23 protein-coding genes are annotated in these 23,592 nt (G+C 48.2%); 4 read left to right on the top strand and 19 right to left on the bottom strand.

The window, feature by feature from the left end; all coding sequences use genetic code 11:
• Positions 1-44 precede the first annotated feature (44 nt).
• The 11 genes from atpA to mioC all read right to left on the bottom strand — a co-directional run bounded on the left by atpA (position 45) and on the right by mioC (position 9,541).
• Entirely contained in the window at positions 45-1,586 is a 1,542-nt protein-coding gene (gene atpA, locus QNM19_RS21615; RefSeq protein WP_010384874.1) for a F0F1 ATP synthase subunit alpha, read from the bottom strand.
• Between the two features lie 14 nt (positions 1,587-1,600).
• A complete protein-coding gene (gene atpH / locus QNM19_RS21620; protein ID WP_010384873.1) occupies positions 1,601-2,134 on the bottom strand; it encodes a F0F1 ATP synthase subunit delta in 534 nt (177 codons plus the stop codon).
• Positions 2,135-2,149: 15 nt separating this feature from the next.
• Positions 2,150-2,620 carry a F0F1 ATP synthase subunit B gene (atpF, locus tag QNM19_RS21625; protein WP_010384872.1) on the bottom strand — a complete coding sequence of 157 codons (471 nt, stop codon included), beginning with the start codon at positions 2,618-2,620 and terminating at the stop codon, positions 2,150-2,152.
• A gap of 49 nt (positions 2,621-2,669) precedes the next feature.
• The gene (gene atpE, locus QNM19_RS21630; RefSeq protein ID WP_008222392.1) at positions 2,670-2,903 is read right to left on the bottom strand and encodes a F0F1 ATP synthase subunit C; all 234 of its coding nucleotides are present in this window, start codon (positions 2,901-2,903) and stop codon (positions 2,670-2,672) included.
• Positions 2,904-2,969: 66 nt separating this feature from the next.
• Positions 2,970-3,827 carry a F0F1 ATP synthase subunit A gene (gene atpB, locus QNM19_RS21635; protein WP_049863033.1) on the bottom strand — a complete coding sequence of 286 codons (858 nt, stop codon included), beginning with the start codon at positions 3,825-3,827 and terminating at the stop codon, positions 2,970-2,972.
• Between the two features lie 16 nt (positions 3,828-3,843).
• Positions 3,844-4,224 carry an ATP synthase subunit I gene (locus QNM19_RS21640; protein WP_010384869.1) on the bottom strand — a complete coding sequence of 127 codons (381 nt, stop codon included), beginning with the start codon at positions 4,222-4,224 and terminating at the stop codon, positions 3,844-3,846.
• Between the two features lie 138 nt (positions 4,225-4,362).
• Positions 4,363-5,316 carry a ParB/RepB/Spo0J family partition protein gene (locus QNM19_RS21645; RefSeq protein WP_049863032.1) on the bottom strand — a complete coding sequence of 318 codons (954 nt, stop codon included), beginning with the start codon at positions 5,314-5,316 and terminating at the stop codon, positions 4,363-4,365.
• 15 nt (positions 5,317-5,331) lie between these two features.
• Entirely contained in the window at positions 5,332-6,117 is a 786-nt protein-coding gene (locus tag QNM19_RS21650) for a ParA family protein (RefSeq protein ID WP_049863031.1), read from the bottom strand.
• A gap of 14 nt (positions 6,118-6,131) precedes the next feature.
• Positions 6,132-6,752 carry a 16S rRNA (guanine(527)-N(7))-methyltransferase RsmG gene (gene rsmG / locus QNM19_RS21655; RefSeq protein WP_049863030.1) on the bottom strand — a complete coding sequence of 207 codons (621 nt, stop codon included), beginning with the start codon at positions 6,750-6,752 and terminating at the stop codon, positions 6,132-6,134.
• A gap of 16 nt (positions 6,753-6,768) precedes the next feature.
• A complete protein-coding gene (gene mnmG, locus QNM19_RS21660) occupies positions 6,769-8,658 on the bottom strand; it encodes a tRNA uridine-5-carboxymethylaminomethyl(34) synthesis enzyme MnmG (RefSeq protein ID WP_049863029.1) in 1,890 nt (629 codons plus the stop codon).
• A 436-nt stretch (positions 8,659-9,094) separates the two neighbouring features.
• Entirely contained in the window at positions 9,095-9,541 is a 447-nt protein-coding gene (gene mioC / locus QNM19_RS21665) for an FMN-binding protein MioC (protein WP_049863028.1), read from the bottom strand.
• A 635-nt stretch (positions 9,542-10,176) separates the two neighbouring features.
• Here mioC and QNM19_RS21670 point away from each other — a divergent pair.
• Positions 10,177-11,739, top strand: coding sequence for a serine hydrolase domain-containing protein (locus tag QNM19_RS21670; RefSeq protein ID WP_049863027.1), 1,563 nt, complete (start codon positions 10,177-10,179; stop codon positions 11,737-11,739).
• 43 nt (positions 11,740-11,782) lie between these two features.
• On the opposite strand, the gene mnmE is transcribed toward QNM19_RS21670, so the two are convergent.
• A complete protein-coding gene (gene mnmE / locus QNM19_RS21675; protein WP_049863026.1) occupies positions 11,783-13,147 on the bottom strand; it encodes a tRNA uridine-5-carboxymethylaminomethyl(34) synthesis GTPase MnmE in 1,365 nt (454 codons plus the stop codon).
• Positions 13,148-13,244: 97 nt separating this feature from the next.
• On the opposite strand from mnmE, the gene QNM19_RS21680 reads away from it, so the two are divergent.
• Positions 13,245-15,395, top strand: coding sequence for a winged helix-turn-helix domain-containing protein (locus QNM19_RS21680; RefSeq protein ID WP_049863025.1), 2,151 nt, complete (start codon positions 13,245-13,247; stop codon positions 15,393-15,395).
• Here the strand turns inward: QNM19_RS21680 and QNM19_RS21685 are convergent.
• The 7 genes from QNM19_RS21685 to rpmH all read right to left on the bottom strand — a co-directional run bounded on the left by QNM19_RS21685 (position 15,390) and on the right by rpmH (position 20,380).
• A complete protein-coding gene (locus tag QNM19_RS21685) occupies positions 15,390-16,151 on the bottom strand; it encodes a TlpA family protein disulfide reductase (RefSeq protein WP_284027201.1) in 762 nt (253 codons plus the stop codon). The genes QNM19_RS21680 and QNM19_RS21685 overlap by 6 nt on opposite strands.
• The gene (locus QNM19_RS21690; protein ID WP_049863041.1) at positions 16,148-16,609 is read right to left on the bottom strand and encodes a TlpA family protein disulfide reductase; all 462 of its coding nucleotides are present in this window, start codon (positions 16,607-16,609) and stop codon (positions 16,148-16,150) included. The genes QNM19_RS21685 and QNM19_RS21690 overlap by 4 nt, the downstream gene beginning before the upstream one ends.
• A 27-nt stretch (positions 16,610-16,636) precedes the next feature.
• Entirely contained in the window at positions 16,637-17,308 is a 672-nt protein-coding gene (locus QNM19_RS21695) for a cytochrome c biogenesis protein CcdA (protein ID WP_049863024.1), read from the bottom strand.
• A 237-nt stretch (positions 17,309-17,545) separates the two neighbouring features.
• Positions 17,546-19,177: a membrane protein insertase YidC gene (gene yidC / locus QNM19_RS21700; RefSeq protein ID WP_049863023.1), complete on the bottom strand. Its 1,632-nt coding sequence runs from the start codon at positions 19,175-19,177 to the stop codon at positions 17,546-17,548.
• A gap of 8 nt (positions 19,178-19,185) precedes the next feature.
• Entirely contained in the window at positions 19,186-19,518 is a 333-nt protein-coding gene (yidD, locus tag QNM19_RS21705; protein WP_237113724.1) for a membrane protein insertion efficiency factor YidD, read from the bottom strand.
• A gap of 270 nt (positions 19,519-19,788) precedes the next feature.
• Complete coding sequence (gene rnpA, locus QNM19_RS21710) at positions 19,789-20,238, bottom strand: ribonuclease P protein component (RefSeq protein ID WP_049863022.1); 450 nt, start codon at positions 20,236-20,238, stop codon at positions 19,789-19,791.
• 7 nt (positions 20,239-20,245) lie between these two features.
• Positions 20,246-20,380, bottom strand: a complete 135-nt coding sequence (gene rpmH / locus QNM19_RS21715; protein WP_010384852.1) for a 50S ribosomal protein L34 — start codon at positions 20,378-20,380, stop codon at positions 20,246-20,248.
• Between the two features lie 681 nt (positions 20,381-21,061).
• Between rpmH and dnaA the strand changes: the two genes are divergently transcribed.
• Both dnaA and dnaN read left to right on the top strand, forming a co-directional pair.
• On the top strand, positions 21,062-22,465 hold the full coding sequence (gene dnaA / locus QNM19_RS21720) for a chromosomal replication initiator protein DnaA (RefSeq protein ID WP_049863021.1): 1,404 nt from the start codon (positions 21,062-21,064) through the stop codon (positions 22,463-22,465).
• Positions 22,466-22,474: 9 nt separating this feature from the next.
• Entirely contained in the window at positions 22,475-23,578 is a 1,104-nt protein-coding gene (gene dnaN / locus QNM19_RS21725; protein WP_049863020.1) for a DNA polymerase III subunit beta, read from the top strand.
• Positions 23,579-23,592: the final 14 nt, after the last annotated feature.

Genomic DNA, 23,592 nt, shown 5'->3' on the forward strand with positions numbered 1-23,592 from the left:
CTCCGAATCTGGGTGAGTAGTTAACTACTCACCTTCATAACACATTACCAAGTTTGCGTAGACTTGAACTTCTCTAGAAGTTCTTTCAGCTGCGCTTCGATCTCGGCGTTGTAGTTACCAGTTTCATTGATTTGAGTCATTAGCGCTGCGTATTCGCTTTTCGCGAATGCGATTAGGCTTGCTTCAAAATCAAGTACTTTGTTGATTTCGATGTCTTGCAGGTAGCCTTTCTCTACAGCGAATAGAGACAGAGACATGTCAGCAACAGACATTGGTGCGTACTGTTTCTGCTTCATTAGCTCTGTTACGCGCTCACCGTGCTCAAGCTGGGCACGCGTTGCATCGTCAAGGTCAGAAGCGAACTGAGAGAACGCCGCTAGTTCACGGTACTGAGCTAGCGCTAGACGGATACCACCACCTAGTTTCTTAACGATTTTAGTTTGCGCTGCACCACCTACACGAGATACCGAGATACCAGCGTTAACTGCTGGACGGATACCTGCGTTGAACAAGTCAGTTTCTAAGAAGATCTGACCGTCGGTGATTGAGATAACGTTGGTAGGTACGAATGCAGAAACGTCACCACCTTGAGTTTCAATGATTGGCAATGCCGTCAATGAACCTGTTTGACCTTTCACTTCACCGTTGGTGAACTTCTCAACGTAATCAGCGTTAACACGTGATGCACGCTCTAGAAGACGTGAGTGAAGGTAGAATACGTCACCTGGGTATGCTTCACGGCCCGGTGGACGCTTAAGTAGTAGTGAGATCTGACGGTAAGCAACAGCTTGCTTAGACAGGTCATCATATACGATTAGCGCGTCTTCACCACGGTCACGGAAGTATTCACCCATAGTACAACCAGAGAACGGAGCCAGGAATTGTAGTGCAGCAGACTCAGATGCAGATGCAACAACAACAATGGTGTTCTCAAGAGCGCCGTGCTCTTCTAGTTTACGTACTACGTTAGCAATGGTCGAAGCTTTCTGACCAACCGCAACGTACACACACTTAACGCCTGTGTCTTTTTGGTTGATGATAGCATCGATAGCCAGTGCTGTTTTACCAGTCTGACGGTCACCGATAACTAGCTCACGCTGACCACGACCAACTGGGATCATAGAGTCGATAGACTTATAACCAGTTTGTACTGGCTCGTCTACTGATTGACGCTCGATTACGCCCGGTGCGATTTTTTCAACTGGCTCAAAACCATCGTTGTCTACCGCGCCTTTACCGTCAATCGGCTCACCTAGTGTGTTTACAACACGACCTAGCAGACCACGGCCTACTGGTACTTCAAGGATACGACCTGTTGATTTAACTTTTACGCCTTCTTTAAGGTCTGCGTATGGACCCATTACTACCGCACCTACTGAGTCGCGCTCAAGGTTCAATGCGATAGCATAACGGTTGCCAGGAAGCTCGATCATCTCACCCTGCATACAGTCAGCAAGACCGTGGATGCGGATGATACCGTCGGTAACAGATACGATAGTACCTTCGTTACGCGCTTCACTTACAACTTCAAACTGCTCAATGCGTTGCTTGATCAGTGCAGAAATTTCTGTGGAATTAAGTTGCATGCTCTTTTTCCCAATTACGATTGTAGCGTCGTCACAAGACGATCTAACTTGCCGCGAATAGAGCCGTCAATGACGGTATCGCCAGCTTTAATGACCAGACCACTTACGATGGTTTCGTCGATGCTACAATTCAGCTTAACTTTGCGTGCGAAACGTTTCTCAAGTGCCGCGACCAATTTTGCTTGCTCTTCTTCGGCAAGCGCTGCTGCTGAAACGACGTTAACGTCGATTTCTTTGTCATAGTCTGCTTTTAGTTCAGCAAACAAATCTGCAACAGCTGGAATGGCGGCTAAACGCTCATTTTCGGCCATCAGCTTGATAAGATTTTGGCCTTGTTCGTCGAGTTGCTCAGCGCATAGCTTGATGAATACATCAGACTGCTCTGCTTCGGTAGCAATGCCACCCAGTAGCAGCTGAACCTGTTCATCGCGGGCCACCTGGCCTGCGAAGAACAGCATTTCATTCCAAGCTTCAACTGTGCCTTTCTCAACGGCAAGTTCAAAAGCCGCTTTAGCGTATGGGCGAGCGATAGTAGTCAATTCAGACATGCTCATACCCTCTACTTAAAGCTCAGCGACAAGTTTTTCAACGATGTCACTGTGTGCGGCTTGATCGATTTCACGCTCTAAAATCTTCTCTGCACCAACCACAGCCAGAGTCGCTACTTGTTGACGTAGCTCTTCTTTCACGCGGTTGCGCTCAGATTCGATCTCAGAGTGTCCCTGAGCAATGATTTTCTCACGCTCTTGCTGACCACGAGTTGTCTCTTCGTCAACAATCAGCGTTGCACGCTTTTTAGCTTGTTCGATGATTTCGCTAGCTTGAGTTTTCGCTTCTTTCAGTTCTTCAGCAGCTTTTTCGCGCGCTTGCTCAAGATCTTTTTCAGCTTTGTCAGAGGCAGCTAATCCATCTTCGATTTTCTTCTGGCGAGCTTCAATCGCACCATTTAGTGGTGGCCATACGAACTTCATACAGAACCATACGAAGACCACAAATGCGATTAATTCACCTATTAGAGTGGCGTTTAAGTTCACGACCGCTCCTCCTTACTTGACAGTTGTTCGTTTCAGGTATTTTGCAATATTAAAGAGCGAACAACATGTACATAGCGATACCTACACCGATCATTGCAACGGCATCGATAAGACCAGCTAGGATGAACATTTTAACTTGTAGTTGAGGCGCAAGCTCAGGCTGACGAGCACATGCTTCTAGGAACTTACCACCCATGTTACCGAAGCCTAGTGCAGTACCGATTGCACCAAAACCGATTAGTAGAGCAACAGCGATAAGTTTAATAGCAACTGCGATTTCCATTTTTATCTCCAAAGTTTCAATAGTAAATTAAAGTTAAAGTTTAAAAAATTCTTTTATTTCAGCTAATTAGTGGCTTTTTGTACTAGCCATGCTGAGGTAAACGATGGTCAGCATCATAAATACGAATGCTTGCAGTACGATTACCATGATGTGGAACACAGCCCATACAAAGTGCAGTGGAAGCTGCATCAGGCCGATTGCACCGATCAGGATGAAGATCATCTCACCCGCATACAAGTTACCGAACAAACGCAGTGCCAGCGAGAAAGGCTTAGCAACCAATGCGATTGTTTCAAGTAGCAAGTTACATGGGATAAGAATTGCCATCACTAATTTGTTCTTAGAGCTGAACGGGTGAAGCGTAAGCTCAGCAATGAAGCCGCCCAGGCCTTTGATACGAATTGAATACCCGATCATCAGAATAAATACGCCCAGTGCCAGTGCAGCGGTCATATTCACGTCTGTGGTCGGTACAATTTTCATGTAAACATCGTGAGAGTCCATACCAAATGCTTGTTCACCAACAAAGCCGGCGAAAGCAGGTAGGAAATCAACAGGAACCAAATCCATCAAGTTCATTAAGAACACCCAGACAAAGATAGTCAGGGCCAAAGGCGCGATCAGCTTGCTGTTGCCATGGTAAGTGTCTCGCACGTTATCACCAACGAGCTCAACAACCATTTCAATAAAGCACTGGAATTTACCAGGAACACCTGTGGTGGATTTTTTAGCGGCACTTCGGAAGATCCATAAGAATATAAGACCTAAACCGATGGACCATGCGAGGGTATCTATATGCCATGTCCAGAAACCACTGTCCGCACATGCTTTATTGAAGGCCAGACCGGCATCGGTCGAACACATCTTGGCATTGGTCAAGTGGTGCTGAATATGGCTCGATAGAGTCACTTCTTCTGCAGCCATTGTTTTATCCTAAAAGTTAATGATTAAAAAAAATCAGAACCAACCATTGTGTCAGCATCACCAGCATGTAAGTGCCGAAAAACGGCAGCATGACGACTGAAAAGTGCTTAAAAATGAGCGCAAAAAGCACAACAGTTAGCAAAAATTTTAATCCGTTTCCTCGTTTCAATGAGGAATACACTTGATTTGCCTTACTCGCACCCATAAATCGGAATGCATAAGCGGCAAATACAAAATTAGGGAGTACCAGCACCGCACCGCCAGCCAACGCCGACAAGCCTGCTTCCACTCCCCAACCAATAAAAACTATTACTGCAGCAATGATAGCTACGAGACCCTGATATAAAACACCTTTTAATGCGGCACGCCGATATGGGCTTGCTAACGAATGAGTCACTTATAATTAACCTTAATGACGCTAAATTTTATCAGGGCTAGAAAACTGGCGAAATTATACTTATTTCTGCTCAATTTGCAACTTGACGAGACGAAATGTAACGCTTTTCGAGCGCCCATTTCGCCTTAAAAGGTAAGATTACGAGGGTTGTTGAAAATCGGGCTGGATACGCCCCAAAATTCCGTCTAATTCATCTAAATTTGCATAAGAAATCACCAACTTACCTTTGCCTTTTTGGTTATAATTTATCTCCACTTTGGCCCCCAGGTTCTCTGCCAGTTGTTGCTCAAGCAGTTTAACGTCCGGATCTTTCTCTTTTGCTGGTTTTTTCTCCACTGGCTCTAGCATAGCACGCACCAGCTTCTCGGTTTCACGGACCGTTAATCCTTTAGCGACCGCGGTTCTGGCCGCTTCCGATTGCTGCTCACCGGTCAATGCCAGTAAACAACGGGCATGACCCATTTCAATATCACCATGTTCCAACAAGATTTTTACATCATCGTTGAGGTTATTGAGACGAAGTAAATTGGTCACTGTGGTACGTGACTTGCCTACGGCATCAGCAACTTGCTGATGGGTCAGTTCAAACTCGTTCAGTAACCTATCTAGTGCTACCGCTTCTTCCATGGCGTTTAGATCTTCACGCTGAATGTTCTCAATCAGCGCAATGGCCACTGCGGCTTCATCCGCAACATCTTTGATGATACAAGGCACCACATCCAGCTCAGCAAGCTGCGCAGCGCGCCAGCGTCGTTCACCGGCAATGATTTCGAATTGGTTTTCAGCGAGCGGGCGCACCACTATCGGTTGCAATACACCTTGTGCCCGGATCGAACTGGCAAGCTCTTCAAGCGCCTGCTCAGACATGTCTTTGCGCGGCTGATACTTACCACGTTGCAAATACTCGATGGGCAACCGTTGTAATTCCTGATCGGTCACCTCATGACTTTGCGTCGTCTGCTCGGGTTCAACGGCACGCTCGGTGCCCTGGGTTTGTGCGACTTCAGGCTGAGCAGGTTGAGGCGCAGCAGGTTTTGCTGAACTCAACAAGGCATCCAGACCTCGACCCAAACCGCGTTTTTTCACCGACATTATTTTTTCTTCCTCTTAGGCAACAGCTGCTGCTTGTTTTTCCTGACGGCGGAGCATTTCTCCGGCCAATGCCAGATAGGCTTTGGCACCACTGGATGCTCTGTCATAGTACATCGCTGGCGCACCAAAACTCGGCGCTTCCGCCAGGCGCACATTGCGTGGGATCACCGTGCGGTATACTTTTTCGCCAAAGTGCTGTTTCAGCTGCTCAGATACATCATTCGCCAGGCGGTTACGTGGATCGTACATAGTACGCAAGATCCCCTCGATCTGTAAATGTGGATTGACCAGCTTAGAAAGCTGCGTGATGGTATCCATCAGCGCGGTTAGCCCTTCCAGTGCATAATATTCACACTGCATAGGCACCAAAACAGAATCAGCCGCCGCCATTGCGTTGACCGTCAACATATTCAATGAAGGCGGACAATCAATAAAAATAAAATCGTATTGGTCCAGCACCGATTCCAGCGCATTACGCAAACGCACTTCGCGGGCGAACAATTCCATCAACTTAACCTCTGCCGCGGTCACATCACCGTTGGCAGCGATTAAGTGGTATTCGCCGGACGTTTCTTTACTGATCACGTCCTGAATGGGGGTCTCTTCGATCAAAAGATCGTAAATGGTTGCTACTTCGCCATATTTGTCAACACCGCTGCCCATGGTCGCATTGCCTTGTGGATCCAGGTCAATCAGCAGGACCTTGCGTTTGGTCGCAGCCATGGAAGCTGCTAGGTTAACTGCAGTGGTGGTTTTTCCCACACCGCCTTTTTGGTTTGCGATCGCAATGACTCTAGCCACTATGTCCTCGAATACTAGTCTTTTTTCAGAATGATTAAATGACGTTCACCATCCAGCTCGGGGACCTGTAAACTGATATCACGTTCCAGAGTCACACCGGCAGGCAGGCTATCCAGTTCCTGCTGCGGAAACTGACCTTTTAATGCCAGAAAGCGGCTTTCGTCATCGACCAGATGTCCACACCACTGAACCATGTCCTGCAATGAGGCAAATGCACGGCTCAGTACACCGTCTAATTTAACACTTGGCTGATATTCTTCAACACGAGACTGAACTGGTGTGACGTTTTCCAGTCCAAGCGCATGTTTTACCTGGGTTAAAAAACGTACACGCTTACCAAGGCTGTCGAGCAACACAAACTGTGTATCGGGCAGGGCAATAGCCAGTACGATCCCGGGTAACCCCGGTCCGGTGCCCACGTCGATGTAATTTTTGCCGCTCAGGTGAGGCGCAACGACTAGCGAGTCCATGATGTGTTTAATCATCATTTCTTGCGGATCGCGCACTGAGGTTAGGTTGTAGGCTTTGTTCCATTTATCGAGCAGCCCGACATAATCGACGAGCTGCTGCTTCTGTTGTTCAGTTAGCGTGATGTCCGTACGGGCTAACAGGGCTGTAAGTTGTTCTAATAACACAGTCTTCCGTTTGTTGTTACGCTGACTTGCGTAACAACCCTTGCTTCTTCAGATACACTAATAATAGCGAAATAGCAGCAGGGGTGATACCAGAAATACGAGACGCCTGGCCGATTGTTTGTGGTCTGGCTTCTGACAGCTTAGCCACTACCTCGTTAGACAGACCGCTGACCTGAGCGTAATCGAACTCAGCCGGTAACAGCGTTTCTTCATGACGCAGTTGTTTGTTGATCTCATCCTGTTGACGCGCAATATAACCGGCGTACTTAGTCTGGATCTCAACTTGCTCCAGCGCCTGGGTATTGTCCTGTTCGCTGGCCAATCCTTCGATCTGCATCAGTGTGTTATAACTGACTTCCGGACGACGGATCAGATCTTCTAAACTGGCTTCACGGGTCAATGGCGACTTCAGCAATTCATTCACCTGCGCCAGAGCAGGGTGATCTTTGTGGATCCAGGTATTACGCAGTCGCTGCGTTTCCTGCTCCATCACTTCTAATTTGTTGTTGTAAGCTGCCCAGCGCTCATCGTCGACCAGGCCCAGTTCACGGCCTTGCTCGGTCAGACGCAGATCGGCGTTGTCTTCACGCAACAACAAACGGTATTCAGCACGGCTGGTAAACATGCGATACGGTTCTTTGGTTCCTAAGGTTGCCAAATCGTCAATCAAGACACCGGTATATGCCTGATCGCGACGTGGTGTCCAGGCATCCTCACCCTTAACCTGTAAGGCTGCGTTCATACCGGCGATTAAGCCTTGTGCTCCGGCTTCTTCGTATCCGGTGGTGCCATTTATCTGGCCCGCAAAGAACAAACCATTAATGAATTTGGTTTCCAGAGATTGCTTCAGATCTCGGGGATCAAAGAAGTCATATTCGATGGCATAACCCGGACGACAGATATGTGCATTTTCAAATCCCTGAATTGAACGCACGATCTCCAGCTGAATATCAAACGGCAGGCTGGTGGAGATGCCATTAGGATACAGTTCATATGAGGTTAACCCTTCCGGTTCAACAAAGATCTGATGTTTCTCTTTATCAGCAAAGCGGACAATTTTATCTTCAATAGACGGACAATAACGGGGTCCGATCCCTTCGATCACACCGGCATACATAGGTGAACGATGCAGGTTTTCACGGATCACATCATGGGTTTTCTCATTGGTATACGTGATATAGCAAGGGATCTGTTGTGGGTGATCCGACGCTTTACCCATAAATGAGAACACTGGCGTTGGTGTATCACCAGGTTGTGCCTGCATCACAGAAAAATCAACTGTGCGTGCATCGATACGAGGTGGTGTGCCCGTTTTCAGCCGATCAACTCGGAAGGGCAGTTCACGTAAACGCTGTGCCAATGCAATTGACGGCGGATCGCCTGCACGGCCACCTTTAAAGTTTTCCAGACCAATGTGGATCTGACCACCTAGGAAAGTACCGACAGTTAATACTACCGTTTCAGCACTGAAGCGCAGTCCCATTTGGGTAACAACGCCTTTCACCTGATCCTGTTCAACGATCAGATCATCACATGATTGCTGAAAGATCTTCAGGTTTTCCTGATTTTGCAAGATATCCTGGATCGCCGCTTTATACAGTGCACGATCCGCCTGAGCCCGAGTTGCTCGTACAGCCGGGCCTTTAGATGAGTTCAAAGTGCGGAACTGGATCCCGCCTTTGTCGATCGCTTTGGCCATTGCTCCGCCCAAAGCATCGATCTCTTTTACCAGATGACCTTTTCCGATCCCGCCGATCGCTGGGTTACAGGACATCTGTCCCAGGGTGTCCATATTGTGTGTTAACAATAAGGTATTCATGCCCATACGTGCTGCAGCTAATGCCGCCTCAGTACCTGCATGACCACCACCTACAACGATAACGTCAAAATGCTCGTGATAAATCATTTACGGGATCCTACTTAAAAACAACCAGCAAATTTCGAAAGGGTGCGTATTCTACCCAGAAAAACGCAGAAGTGAAACGTTTAAATTTTAATCAGGGCTAAAAGGATCACTTAAATATATATAAGGATCTTTTTAAAGATCTTTATTAGATCTTACTATTAGATCAGCCCGGATCTGTGAATAACGATGTATTCCTTATTTGATCCAAAGAGTTAGTTCAGATCATATGATGTGAATTAGATCGGATCATCACGATGAAAAGCTTTGATCAAAGTGGCTATTTATTCACAGGCCTAGATCCGATGAAAACTATCCAATGGATAAGTATGCTTAGATCCGCAGTTAGATCAAAGGTTATCCACAATGCGATCTAAGAAAGAGTCATTTTGTGAATAACTTCTGTGTAAAAGATCTCATCACTGATCCGGATATCGGATTAACACGCCTGATCCAGTTGCTGTTTTAGTGTGGGCAACCAGGCGATGGCAGCATCTTCCGGCAGCGCTTCATCTTGTACATCGATCTTTAATACCGGTAAAAGCTGCTGTGCGCCTTTATCTGACAGTAGCTGCGCACAGTTACTGGCGGCCAGATTAAAGGTGTCATAACTTGAGTCGCCAATACCCACTACGGCAAATTGCACATGGCTCAGATCTTCATGATCAGACAGTTGCTCTATAAAAGGCAGCAGGTTATCCGGATAGTCGCCAGCCCCATAAGTGGATGTGACCACCAGCCACAGAGAATGCTGACAGGCGCTCAAGTCCGGTTGTTCATGCAGTTGTGTGTTGAATTCACTGGCATCAAGCTGCTCGGCAAGCTGTTCTGCAACGTACTCTGCGGAGCCCATTTGGCTACCTATGATGATCTCAATATTGCGCATGAGGCGTTAGATCCTGATTACTGACTCTGGGCGTATTCGCGACATCTTAATGACCTTCGCAGAGAAGTAAAGCCTTGATCTAAGTTTGGGATAAAAAAATCTAGCGCAATTAGTAGCCAAAACGCGTTATTTCATAATAATCGACTATTAATCAATTGCTTAATAAAATATTCCAAATACTAATCCGGTGTGCTTGTTGTGGATAAACCGAGAATATCCTGATGTTTTTTAGGGTTATCAGGCCTTACAGAAATGGCTGTAAAGGGTCATAATCAGGACGATTTTTAGCTTGTGGATAGATTCTGGTGCATAAGACGATCTGATCGTCTTTCCATGATAAGAAAGAGGATCTATAAAGTTTGATCTATATAATGAAATAATCTAAAAAATGGCGATCTTTTTCACATAGCTGACAGGATTGGGTGCGTGGCATAGCTGTTTATGCTGTACGGCCACCTTCAGATGATGATGTGATGTGATGTGAGTAAGTTTGCTCGCCAGAGCACGGGTTGTCACACCAATGTTCCTTTATGAAATACATATGTTGACAGATATGTGCAGTTTTTCATCAATTTCTCACAGTTTGCAGTGTGATCTGAGCATAACCTAGGCGCAGTTTTCAAAGGAGCAAACGGATGAAATCACTCAACTTGGGCGCTGCGCTGATCTGTATTGGTGTGCTGAGCGCATGTGTTAGCCGCAATGAACGACCGACTATTACAATTGAACAACCTGAATTGACGGCCATTGCGATGACTCAGGTGACACTGGCAGCCAGGGTCACAGATAAGGATGATAACCTGAAATCAATCGCGTGGCGTCAGGTCTCCGGGCCGGATGATGCTGTGCTGCATGTCTCGGGCAATCAGGCACAAAGTATCGATGTCCACCTTCCCACTGCCGCTGGCGACTATACCTTTGAGATCACTGCCACGGATGATCTTGATGTCTCGCAGAGTAAACGTTTCACTGTGGTCGCAAAGTCGCTGCAAGAAACCGTCTTTGTGCAACTTGATGATTTGTTATTGCAGATTTACGAAGCGGATAAAGCCTTGATCCCAGGCATCCAGGCCCTTATAGATTTCAATCAGGATGGAGTCGTCTGGCGAGGCGCTGCTGGCTATCGGGATGCGCAGCAGACTCAGGTATTAGAGACGGATACACCGTTTCGCATTGCCAGTATTTCTAAGTTATTAAGCGCGGCAGTGACCTTTTCTATGATTGACGAAGGGCAATTCACGCTGGATACGCCGATCACTGCGTTGATCTCGCCAGAGGATATGCCACCGGGTTATAGCATCGAGGATTTGCATGTTGCTGAGGGCGTTAAACGCGGGGGATCACTTACAATCCGGCAGCTATTAGATCAAAGTACCGGGATCCGCGATTTTATTTCCTATTTGCATGACCCGTTAGCGCCTGACACGCGTTCATTTATTGCGGCACTGCAAGGTGGTGAAGACGATATTCCAGCGCTTTGGCACTCGGATCTGCTCATTGCCGATCTGCTTGGTCGTGGATTAACACAAAACTTGGAGACTATGCCGGGAGAAAAACACCTGTATGGCAACAGCAATACCGACTTACTCGCCTGGGCACTGGAAAAACACACCAAAAAGCGCTTTGAGCAGTTGTTATATGAGCGTGTGTTGCAGCCGCTCGGTATGGACAACACTTATATGGACAGGCATGAACCGATGCGTGGATCTGAGCAGATAGCGCATCACTACTTTTATATTCCTGAGCATGAGGAGATCCCCCCTGAATTGAGCGGCAATCACAATGTGGTTGCACGGCAGGTGAATACCTCTTTTGCCTGGGCTGGCGGCGGTATGGTCTCCACGCTGGATGATCTTAATGTGTTCATGACGGCTCTTCATCAGGGGCAGTTGGTTGAAGATCCTCAGTTACAAATGGAAATTGCCGAGCATTGGCTGAGCGAAGTGCCTGAAGAGGGGGTTCAGGAGCATTATGGTCTGGCGCAGGAGCGGTTTGATTTTGAGGGTTATTCCACAACCGGACATTCCGGGTTCTGGGGCACTAACGCAACATTTGTTGAGCCTCTGGCGATCCGCATGGTTACAGCCAGTCATCAGGTGTCTACGGATAGTTTTTATGAATTCGAGCAAGCTGCCATTGCGTTATTTCACGAACTGGGCTTAAAAGGGGTGGCGCCGCTCACTAAAGAGACTCAGTGACGGAAGAGTGAGACGCACCTGAGCGGTGCGTCTCAGTACTGTATTACTTGCCGATACAGAAAGAGCTGAAGATCTTACCCAGCAGGTCATCGGAGGTAAATTCACCCGTGATTTCATTCAGGTATTGTTGCGTGAGTCGCAGTTCTTCAGCCAGGATCTCGCCGGCAATGTGCATTTCCAGCTGAGTCTGGCCAATCTCCAGGTGCTCTGCGGCACGCTCCAGCGCGTCGAGGTGACGGCGACGCGCCATAAAGCCACCTTCTGTTGCGCCGGTAAAGCCGATACAGGCCTTAAGGTGTTCACGCAATAGATCAATCCCAGTGCTGTCTTTGGCACTGAGGCGGATCAGGGCATGACCATGATCGTGACTGGTACCGGTCTGTTCACCACTGAGGTCAACTTTATTGCGGATCACTGTGATGTCCATGCCCGCAGGCAGTTGCTCAATGAACTCCGGCCAGATCCGGGCTGGATCGGTTTCATTGGTTTCGGTGCCGTCAACCATAAATAGCACGTGATCGGCGGCGCGGATCTCATCCCAGGCACGCTCAATTCCGATTTGTTCCACTTTGTCCGGACTGTCGCGCAGGCCGGCGGTGTCAATGATGTGCAGCGGCATGCCATCAATATGGATATGTTCTCTTAGTACGTCCCGGGTGGTACCAGCGATATCGGTGACAATAGCAGCTTCACGGCCTGCCAGCGCATTAAGCAATGAGGATTTACCTGCATTCGGGCGACCCGCGATCACCACTTTCATGCCTTCACGCATGATGCTGCCTTGCTTTGCCTGTTGGCGTACCACACTGAGTTGCGTGATGATGGCGTTCAGGTCACCAGCCACTTTGCCATCGGAAAGAAAGTCGATTTCTTCATCTGGAAAGTCGATTGCTGCCTCAACATACATGCGTAAATGGATCACTTGTTCCACCAGCGCATTGATGTGTTTGGAAAAATCACCTTGCAGTGAGTGCAGGGCACTTTTCGCTGCTTGCTCGCTGGTTGCATTGATTAGATCGGCAATGGCTTCGGCCTGAGTCAGATCCAGCTTATCATTCATAAACGCGCGTTCAGAGAATTCACCGGGTTTGGCGAGTCGCACGCCGTCGACCTGGCTGATCTCTTTAAGCAGCATGTCTAGCACCACCGGACCACCATGGCCCTGAAGCTCAAGCACATCTTCGCCGGTAAAGGAGTTCGGGCCTTTAAAGAACAGCGCAATGCCCTGATCCAGCTGCTCTCCCTGAAGCGTCTGGAATGGCAGGTATTCCGCATAGCGGGTTTTTGGGCATTTTCCGAGTATTTTGTGTGCGACCTGCTCAGCCAGAGTCCCTGAAATTCGAATTATGCCGACGCCGCCCCGACCCGGTGCGGTTGCCTGTGCTGCGATGGTGTCTTGTGCGATCATTATGACCCTTGAAAGCAAACTCTAATTATCGCTAAGTGTACAGCAAACGCGCGCTGTGAGGTATAGTAGAGGCGGTTCAGATATAAGGATATCCACTGTGGTTGCTTTCGCTCAGTTTCACTTTGATGCAGATAAACAGATATTAAGTCGCGCGCAACAAGTTGTGCCATTACGGCCTAAAGTTGCTCAATTACTGCAGTTTTTATTGGCCCGGCCACAACAAGTGATCGCGCGTGAAACGTTACTGGATGCTTTGTGGCAACATGGTGAGTATCGTGATGCTGCATTGACGCAAAGTATGGCTGAGCTGCGCCAGGCGCTGGGGGATAACGCACAACAGCCGAGGTTTATCCGCACCGTACCGCAGCAGGGCTATCAGTGGATCTGCCCACTTACTCAAGTGAACCGCAACAAGCGCTGCATGATATGGGCGACTTTTTTGAGTATCGCGCTGTTGATTACCGGGGGGACCATTGGATATGTTAGTCAGTCAGCGCCCAAGCCTGTTATGGCGCAGGAGGTGCGACCTGCTTTGACCATTTTGCCGCTGAACAATGATACCGAGGTGGCCGCCAATGCCTGGTGGGGGTATGCATTGCATGCAGCACTGACGGCACGCTTGCAATCTGACTATCAGCTTGTCCCGCCGGCTCAGCAGACAGAGGCGAATAATAATAGACAGATAGCGCTCACCTTGTCCCGTCAGCAACAGCGCTATGTACTAACCATCCGCACCGCACGGCAACAGCATAAGATAGTGGTTGAGCAGCTGGATATGGCGTTTGACAGCGTGGCGGATCAGGTTATTGCTGCACTGAACTTATTACCTGATGGGCACGCCAGCCAGACCCGTCGGAGTGAGACTGCATCCCAAGACTATTACCGTGGCTTGCAGGCCCTGGACGAACAAGGCAGCAGACTGGCAAAGTCTTATTTTGAGGCTGCCCTGACCCAGCACCCGCAGCACCAGGCGGCGCAGCTTGAATTGGCCCGTATCACCTGGCAACAGGGAGAGCTGGCACAGGCTAGGGCAGTGTTTAGCGGTATGGACCTGAGTAAAGCAGCGCCTGCAATTAAGGTGCGTTATTATCTGTATCAGGCAGAGTTCAGCAAGGCACTGGGTCATTATGCTCAGGCACTGGCAGATGTGCAGCTGGGACTGGACCTTGCACAGCGTCATCAACTGTTGGAGCAGCTGGCCACGGCGTATCAGTTGCAGGCCGATCTGCTGTGGTTAGATCAACAGTGGGATGCACACAGCAAGGCGCTGAACTCGGCATATGCCCTGATTGGCAGCCGCGCACTGGCTTATCAGGATGCTCAGCGCGCATTTTACCTGGCTAACCCGCCTGTTGCCGGGCCTGAAGAAAAGCGCTTATTGGATCTTCAAAGCAGCCGACAGGTGTTACACAATACAATTACCTATTATCGCCAGTCGCCGCAACGTGTGCTGCTGGCACGTGCTTTGTTTGCTTATGGCCAGAACTATTTGGTGCCAGTCGCTGAAAGTGAGCCCAGCTTATTGGAAGCGCTGGAGATTGCATCCAGCCTGGGTGAAGACTATCTAAGAAAGCAAATACTCACTTACCTTGGGTTCTACTATATTCAGCTTCACCGAGGGGATGAGGCCCTTACATATCTGGCGCAGGTTGAGCCTGAACCACAGTGGCTTCCTCAGTATGAATCACACTGGTTACTGCGTGGCATGGCGATCATGGATGGTGCGCTCACTCATAGTGACGCGCCGGGGCTGGCTAGTGCCATTGAGACATTTGAGCAACTGCTGGCCTGGGATAAAGTCTCTGTAATGACCGCAGCACATGCTCAGTTGATGCTGGGCTGGAGTTTGATAAGGCAAGGTGATCTGGTTCAGGCTGAAGCACATGTCATGCAGGCACAGACAGTGTATCAGCGGCTGAATCTGGCAGATACGCTGAGTTATACCCGTTATACCCAGATGTATATCCGCTTATTGCGCGGTGATGCTGAGGCTGCACTGGCCGTGATAGCCGATCCGCAGAATGCAAGTCACCTGGAGCTGTTGTATGGCGCGGCGGCGGCCTGGTTCGTTCAGGACAACACCTTGTCATATCAATTGAGCGAGTTGCTTGCTGCACGTGAGCACAGCGATGCCCTGATCGATCAACTGAGTCAGATCAGGGCTGGATCAGAGCATACTTTCCAGTTAGTCAGTACAATCCTGGATAAGCCCTATAGCGTTTATTGTCAGAGCAGTTGGGCGCTATAAGGGAAAAGACGGTACCCGGCTAGCCCGGTAAATCACTTTACCTTGTTTGTTTTGCACCACCCAGTAGGGCAACTCGGTCACCGCAAAGTAGCGAAACAGCTGATTGTGGCTGTCGAAGAGTATTTCATGATTCACTTTGAAGCGCTGTTGGTAGGCGCTGACCTGAGCTTGATCGACATAAAACGGCTTGATCACGCTCACTACCGGGTAGTTAATCTGCTCTGACAGGTGGTTATTTTGTGCGATCCTGCGCTCACAATCCGGTATATGCTGAAATGGACACAGGCTGTCACTGAAGAACAATACCCGAAAATCAGCACCGGGCTTGGTGGGATCAAAGTGTTGTCCGGATAAGGTATGAAGTGGTCCTTGCTGCGGGGATGTGTCAATGAGGGCCGTTGCTGGCAGTGTACCCAGTGCTTCCCGTTGTTGCACTTGATGCTGTTCAACCACCAGCCGATAAGGGGTCTGTCTGACGCCATAGCGGATCGCCAGTTGATTGTGGGTGTCGATTTGCAGCTTGGCATAGGCCGGAAACAGGGCGGTAAACTGCTCCACACTGGCTTGATCTATGTTGATGTCCGGGTGAATAAAGCGGCGCTCGATATCGGGCTGTTGAGGAGGTAAGGCGGTTTGCTGCACGTACTCATCCCAGATGGTAATAAAAATATATTCGATGGGTGAAGCGACAGTCCGCTGACTGAGTATGAGCAGGGTCAGGCCCAGCAATAGGGTGATCGGGTTTAGCAATTTCATGGCTGTACTCCAGAGTGTGTTGCCAGATGTTGTTTAAGTTCATCGGTCAGCAGGGCGCTGCGATAAATCTCTGTGCCATTGGCATCGAGTAAAATGTGCTGAGGCGTACCAGTGACCTGATACTGACGTGTCATATCGCCAGTGGCATCAAACACCACTGGAAACGAGTAGTCATGGCGATTTATATAGGTCTTGATACCCCGAATGCTCTGGTTAAAGCCCACATTCACGGCAATGACCTGATAGCGGCCCTGACTTTGTTCATGGGCTTGTTGAAGATGGGGCATTTCTTCAATGCAGTAAGCGCACCAGGTAGCCCAGAATTTCAGATAAGTCATCTTCCCTTTACTTGATATCGTCTGGCCCTGCAATGTATCAGCCTGTAAAGGGGGATAGGATTTGGCGGTGGCCGTGACTGAGAGTGCCAGTAGCAAGATGCCTGTGAGGGGTGTCTTCATGATGGTCTCCATAATGGTTTCCTTGCGTTATAGCCAGCTCTTGCCAGCCAGAATAAGAAAATACTGCGCCATGAGCAGCAGAAGCAGTGCGCTGGCAGTGGGGACATGCGTGAGCCAGGTTCCTGCGCGGGGCAAACGAGCCAGAAACTGACTGCTCAAGCCGGCCAGCAGCAGCAGGCTGCTCATGCCCAGGGCGAAACTAAATAGCAGCAGGGCGCCAAAAAACAGATGCCCGCTGGTGGCGACAAACAGCAATAAGCCTCCGAGTACCGGAGAGGTGCACGGTGCTGCGACCAGCGCACTGGTCATGCCCATCAGCCATGGACCCTGCGTGCCCTGAAATCTGAGGCCGGGTATGTGCGGTAAAGTCAGCCATCCTTTATTCACCAGTGCCAGATAAATGAGCACATTGGCAAAGCCAACCTGTACCCAGGGGTTGGACGCCACCACACCAAACAAGCTGCCACTCCAGGCTGCGATGGCTCCCAGTAGTGCATAGATTGCTGCAAAGCCGAGACAATATTGGAGCGGTGCCAGTGTTTGGGTGCGATATCGGGTAAGGGTGGCCAGCGTAATGGGCAATAGAGGATAGACACAGGGTGAAAAGCTGGTCAGTACGCCACTGAACAAAGCCAGAGGCAGCAGCCACCAGCTGAGGTGTGCAGTGTTTAATGCGTCTAACAGGGGGAGGTCAAACATAGTGTGCTCGTTAAGTTGTAAAGTGTGTGCACAGCATGCAATGCAAGCGTCGAACTCCCTATCAAAGTGACCTAAAATTATCCTCAAAATTTATCAACATCTTGATTCTAATGATTAAGCTGAGAGCGCTTAGTTGTGGGACTGTGAGACTGTGAGACTGTGAGACTGTGCTGGCATTATCATAGGCATAAAAAACGGCCCGTGGTGGACCGTTTTTATCGTATGTGTATTTGGTAATTAACCGCGGACCTTCATGCCCTTTTTCTCCATGCCACGATAGATATACAGCATCTGGGCAATTGAGATCAGGTTAGAGACCAGCCAGTACAGTACCAGACCAGACGGGAACCAGATAAAGAACACTGAGAAGATAACCGGCATCCAGGTCATCATCTTTTGTTGCATCGGGTCCGTGACCGTCATAGGTTGCAGCTTCTGAGTGAGGAACATACTGGCACCAAACAGGATAGGCAGCACATAGTATGGGTCTTTTGAAGACAGGTCAGTCAGCCACAGCATAAATTCGGCATGACGCAGTTCTGTTGATTCCAGGAATACATAAAACAGCGCCAGGAAGATAGGCATTTGCAGCAACAGCGGGAAGCAACCACCCATAGGGTTTACTTTTTCCTTGCGGTACATCTCCATCATTGCCTGACCAAATTTCTGACGGTCATCGCCATAACGCTCTTTCAGTGCCTGCATTTTTGGTTGCAGCATACGCATTTTAGCCATTGAGGTATATTGCGCTTTGGTAAGTGGGTAAAGTAAAGTCTTGACGATTAGGGTAATCGCTATGATGGCCAGACCCCAGTTACCGATAATGCTATACAAGAACTTCAAAAGGTTTAGTAGTGGCTGTGAGATAAACCATAACCAGCCATAGTCGACAGTGAGATCCAGATCTTCATGTATCGCTTCTAACGCATCCATGTCTTTTGGACCCATGTAGTAAGTCGCGGTGAGCTGCGCTGTACCATTGCCCTGAATGTTTGTCGCTTCGCCTTTCACACCTATGATGCTGTTGTTATTGCGCAGCGAGCTGTAAATGGTGTTGTTGTTTTCCTGACCTGGCACCCAGGCACTGACAAAGTAGTGCTGGATAAAGGCAATGTAGCCGCCCTGAGTGTTCTTATTCAGGTTCGCATCGGCCATATCAGAAAACGAGTATTTCTCGTAAGGTTCATCACTGGTGCCGTAGGCTGCGCCGAGATAAGTCTGGTCAACCATACTGCCTTTTTCCTGCACTGTGCGCTTGATTTGTGTATACAATTGCACCTGAACCGGATCGGCAGTGGTGTTGGTCACATCGTATTCCAATGTTACATCATATTGACCTGGTTTAAATACAAAGGTCTTGTTGAACTGTACACCTTTGCTGTCAACAAACGTCAGCGGCACACGCAGTTCATCACCGTTTAGTGTGTAGCTGGTTTGTTCGCTTTGGTAGACCGGGCGACCCTGACTTGATGCATCCGGACCATTCAGGCCGATCAGACCGCTTTGTGCGAAGTATTCTTTACCTTCGAACTCACCCAATAGCAGGTAAGGTTGGTCGCTGCCATGGGTTTCGGCGTGCTGTAGTAATTTCGCCTCGACGATGTCACCACCACGGGTGTCAATTTTTACTGCCAGTACATCGGTGGTTACCGAAATGACTGAGCGAGTAGCCACAGTGGCCTGCATTGGCACATCAGCCTGACTGGAAGCCGGTACGTCGGCCTGGTCATTGTTTGCGGGGCCGGCCACTTGTTGTGTGACGGCACTGGTATCAGCATTGGCTGCGGTTTGTTCCTTTGACCACTCAGTAAAGAGTAAAAAGGAAACCAGCAGCAAGCCGATAAATAAAAACGTGCGTTGCGATTCCATAACAGCTCTTATTTCTCGTGTTGTTTATCTTGCGTTGATTTAGCAGGCACGGGATCAGCCCCACCTGCACTTAAAGGGTGACATTTTAATATGCGTTTAAGCGCTAACCAACTCCCTTTTGCAATTCCATGTAAATTAATTGCCTGGATTGCATAATGAGAGCAGGTAGGAGTATAACGACAGTGTGGTCCCAATAGCGGACTGATAAAGCGCTGATAAAAAAGGATCACACCCAATAGCAGTGTTTTGATCAGCGTCTGGCATACTCTGAATGGCCACCGGATCCACGCTTTACATTGCTGCACGATGCGCGATGAGGCTGTGGGGGAGGTGTGATTCATGATGATGCCGTCAGACTGATAACCAATCCCGAAAAAGCAGCAGGAAATTGGCGATTAAAAGGTGAGCTAACTTTACCTTATCAGGGTCAAAATAGCCATTGAGCCCAATGCGATTTTAGCGAATTCACAGTAAGTTGAACTCGATTAATGACTGGTTGCATTGGCTAATAATGAAAACGAATGGCTGTTATTGTGCAAATTGCGTGAGCAGAGCAATCGAGTAAAAACGCAATGGACAGGTATGTGAAGACAGAATAATCCAGTCAGTGTCTATTTATCGTTCTGTTTAGAGTGTTTAGGATTGTGCTGCTTAGATGCTGGGCGCTTTTTACCTGGACGTTTACGAGGTGGCGGCTTAGGTGCACCGGGTTTACAGCGCTCATTTACTTTACGCCATAATTTTGCCAGCTGTTTACTGAGCTCTTCATTTGACTGATCGTCAACGCCAGTTTTTACCATCAGAACAATATCAATATTGTCCAGCTTATGGCGGTTTAAGCGAAAGCTTTCACGGGCAAGACGTTTAATGCGATTGCGTTGGCAAGCTTTTTTACAGCGCTTTTTAGCAACAGTGAGCCCCAAACGTGGGTGTCCGGCATCATTGGGTTTTGCTAAGAGTGTAAAATAAGGGGTTGCTGCGCGAGCGGGGTCGTTAAATACTCGGGAGTAATGCGAGGGAGTTAACAGACGTAACTCCCTGCTGAAGCTAAAGTCTTCCACTTATATATTAAGCAGAAAGTACTTTACGGCCTCTAGCACGACGACGCGCTAGTACTTTACGGCCATTCTTCGTTGCCATACGTGCACGGAAACCGTGAGTACGCTTGCGTTTTAGAACGCTAGGTTGAAAAGTTCTTTTCATAACTAATCCATCCGATCGGTTAAAGTTTAAAACATCCTATGCAGGTCGCGATCCTGGCACAGGTGCCATTGCGAGCGCGAGATATTAATGCCGCGGCGTAGGAAAGTCAATCATAATCGCACCATCAAGCATAGATTTTAGCCATAAATAACAAAAAACGGTCATTCTGGCGGTTGTCCCCTGAGGTAAACACGGCGCATTATACCTTTATACTATATAGAGTGGGATCAAAATCCGCAGATTTAACGATCCATTTGGTTCGTTCAGATCGGATCCGATCTGTGCATGCAGGTGTGATCAACTTAGATCGGATCAAAATGAGGTTTTCCACACAACCTGGGTGAAAAGTGGCAACATCCTCTGGAAAACTTAAAATGATCGTGTTTTTTAGATGAGATCTTGGCGTATTTTTGCTAAGATCAGTAAACAGGGTGAAAAATAAAATCCCAACAAAAACAATCGGATGCATTTGTTTCTAGGAAAGATCCTGATTTTTAAAAAAGTCAATATTGATGTTGTGGATAAGATCCCTTCATAATACCCGGCTTCCACCTATGTATTTATGATAACAAACAAGCATTTCCGTCGATCCTTTGGATTAGCTGTGTATAACCTTGTTGGTAAATCTGGCAATATCCTTGGTTTTTATGTACGGGAATATTAACTATTTCGGAGTGCGACGTGTATCTGTCGGTTTGGCAAAGTTGTTTATATGTTTTGCAGGATGAGCTGCCTTCTCAGCAGTTCAATATGTGGGTGCGACCACTACAAGCAGAAAGTACCGAAGATACCTTGACCATCTATGCGCCAAATCGATTTGTTTTGGACTGGGTGAGAGAAAAGTATTTAAATCGCATCAGTGAGCTACTGACAGAGATCTGTGGCGATGAAGCGCCTGAGCTGCGATTTGATGTAGGTAGTAAACCCATTGGCGCAGTAAACAGTGCACCAGCCTCTAGCGAGAGTAGCCAGAGTGTGCAAACTGGTACTGTGACTAAGCCGGCTGCCTCATCGGCGGGCGCGCCCAGCTCGGCTAAAGTAGAACCGGCCCCTAAGTCTGGGGTGAAGTCCAATATTAAAGAAAACTATACCTTTGATAACTTTGTTGAAGGTAAGTCGAATCAGCTTGCGAAGGCAGCTGCAACTCAGGTTGCCGATAATCCAGGTTCTGCGTTTAACCCGGTGTTTATTTATGGTGGAACAGGTTTAGGTAAAACCCACCTGTTACATGCGGTGGGCAATGGCATTATTGATAAAAAACCAGATGCCAAGATTGTCTACATGCATTCTGAACGTTTCGTTCAGGACATGGTTAAGGCATTGCAGAACAATGCGATTGAAGAGTTTAAGCGTTATTATCGCAGTGTTGATGCGCTGATGATCGATGATATTCAGTTTTTTGCCAATAAAGAACGCTCACAGGAAGAGTTCTTTCATACCTTCAATGCATTGCTGGAAGGCAATCAGCAGATCATTTTGACGTCGGACAGATACCCAAAAGAAATCGAGGGCGTTGAAGATCGTCTTAAGTCTCGATTTGGCTGGGGCCTGACGATTGCTATCGAGCCACCTGAATTGGAAACACGGGTTGCGATCCTGATGAAAAAAGCGCAGCAGAGTAATATCAATTTGCCTCACGAAGTGGCATTTTTCATTGCTAAGAAATTGCGCTCTAACGTCCGTGAATTAGAAGGGGCTTTAAACCGGGTGATTGCCAATGCCAACTTCACAGGCCGGCCGATTTCTATCGAGTTTGTAAAAGAAGCACTCCGTGACCTGCTGGCATTACAAGATAAGCTGGTGACCATCGACAATATTCAGCGTACCGTTGCCGAGTATTATCGTATTCGTGTTTCAGATTTACTATCAAAACGCCGTAGCCGTTCGGTTGCTCGACCCCGACAAGTTGCTATGGCGTTGTCTAAAGAACTGACTAACCACAGTTTACCGGAGATTGGTGATGCTTTTGGCGGGCGTGATCACACCACTGTGTTGCATGCGTGTCGTAAAGTAAAAGCACTGCGTGACGAGAGTCACGAAGTAAAAGAAGATTATCAAAACCTGATCCGAACATTGTCGTCTTAAGGGCCTAGTATGCAAATTACGATTTCAAGAGAACAGTTTTTAAAACCCTTGATGCAGGTCTCGGGTGCCATTGAGCGAAAACACACACTGCCGATTTTGTCTAATGTTCTGGTCGAAGTGAAAAACGGCGTGTTATCGATGACGGGCACAGACTTAGAGATTGAACTGGTCGCGAATGTGACACTGGAAGAGCAAGTTGCAGATGCCAGTATCACGTTGCCAGCAAAAAAGTTACTCGATATATGCAAGAGTCTCCCGGATGGATCTTTGTTGCAACTGAGTAGTCAGGAGCATCAGTTATTGCTGACCAGTGGCCAAAGTCGCTTTTCTTTGACGACCCTGGCAGCCGAAGATTTTCCAAACCTTGAGCAGTGGGATGGCGAAGTTGAGTTTCAAATTACCCGTCAGGAATTACGTCAGTTATTAGAAGCGACTCACTTTTCGATGGCCAACCAGGACGTGCGTTATTATCTCAATGGGATGTCCTTTGAGGTGGATAATAGTGAGATTAAAACGGTTGCAACCGACGGGCACAGGCTTGCGATTGCTCAGCATCAGCTTGGTGCGTCATTAAATACACAACGTCAGTTGATCATTCCGCGTAAAGGTGTGCAGGAGATCATGCGTTTGTTGCCAGCAGACGATGAGCCACTGACTATTCAGTTTGGTAGTAACCATATTCGTATTTTGGATCCTGAGTTCACTTTGACGAGTAAGCTGGTGGATGGGCGCTTCCCGGATTATCGCCGAGTGTTACCACGTGGTGGTGATAAGTTGGTGAATGCGAACCGAGAGTGGTTGCGTAGTGCATTCCAGCGCGTCTCTATTCTGTCCAATGAAAAGTTCCGTGGTGTACGTCTTAACCTCTCGAATGGTATGTTGAAGATCAGCGCGAATAACCCGGAGCAGGAGCAGGCAGAGGAAACCGTTGAGGTTGAATATCAGGGCGATGACCTGGAGATTGGCTTTAACGTCTCCTATTTGTTGGATGTACTCAACACATTAAAAACAGAAGATGTGCAGTTTACATTAGCAGATACCAATAGCAGTGCCCTGATCGAAGGGGCGAGCGACGACACTGCAATGTATGTCGTTATGCCTATGCGCCTGTAGAAAGAAGTGTGCAC

Origin of the sequence: Pseudoalteromonas ardens (assembly GCF_030125445.1) — a bacterium.
GTDB classification, from domain to species: Bacteria; Pseudomonadota; Gammaproteobacteria; order Enterobacterales; family Alteromonadaceae; genus Pseudoalteromonas; species Pseudoalteromonas ardens.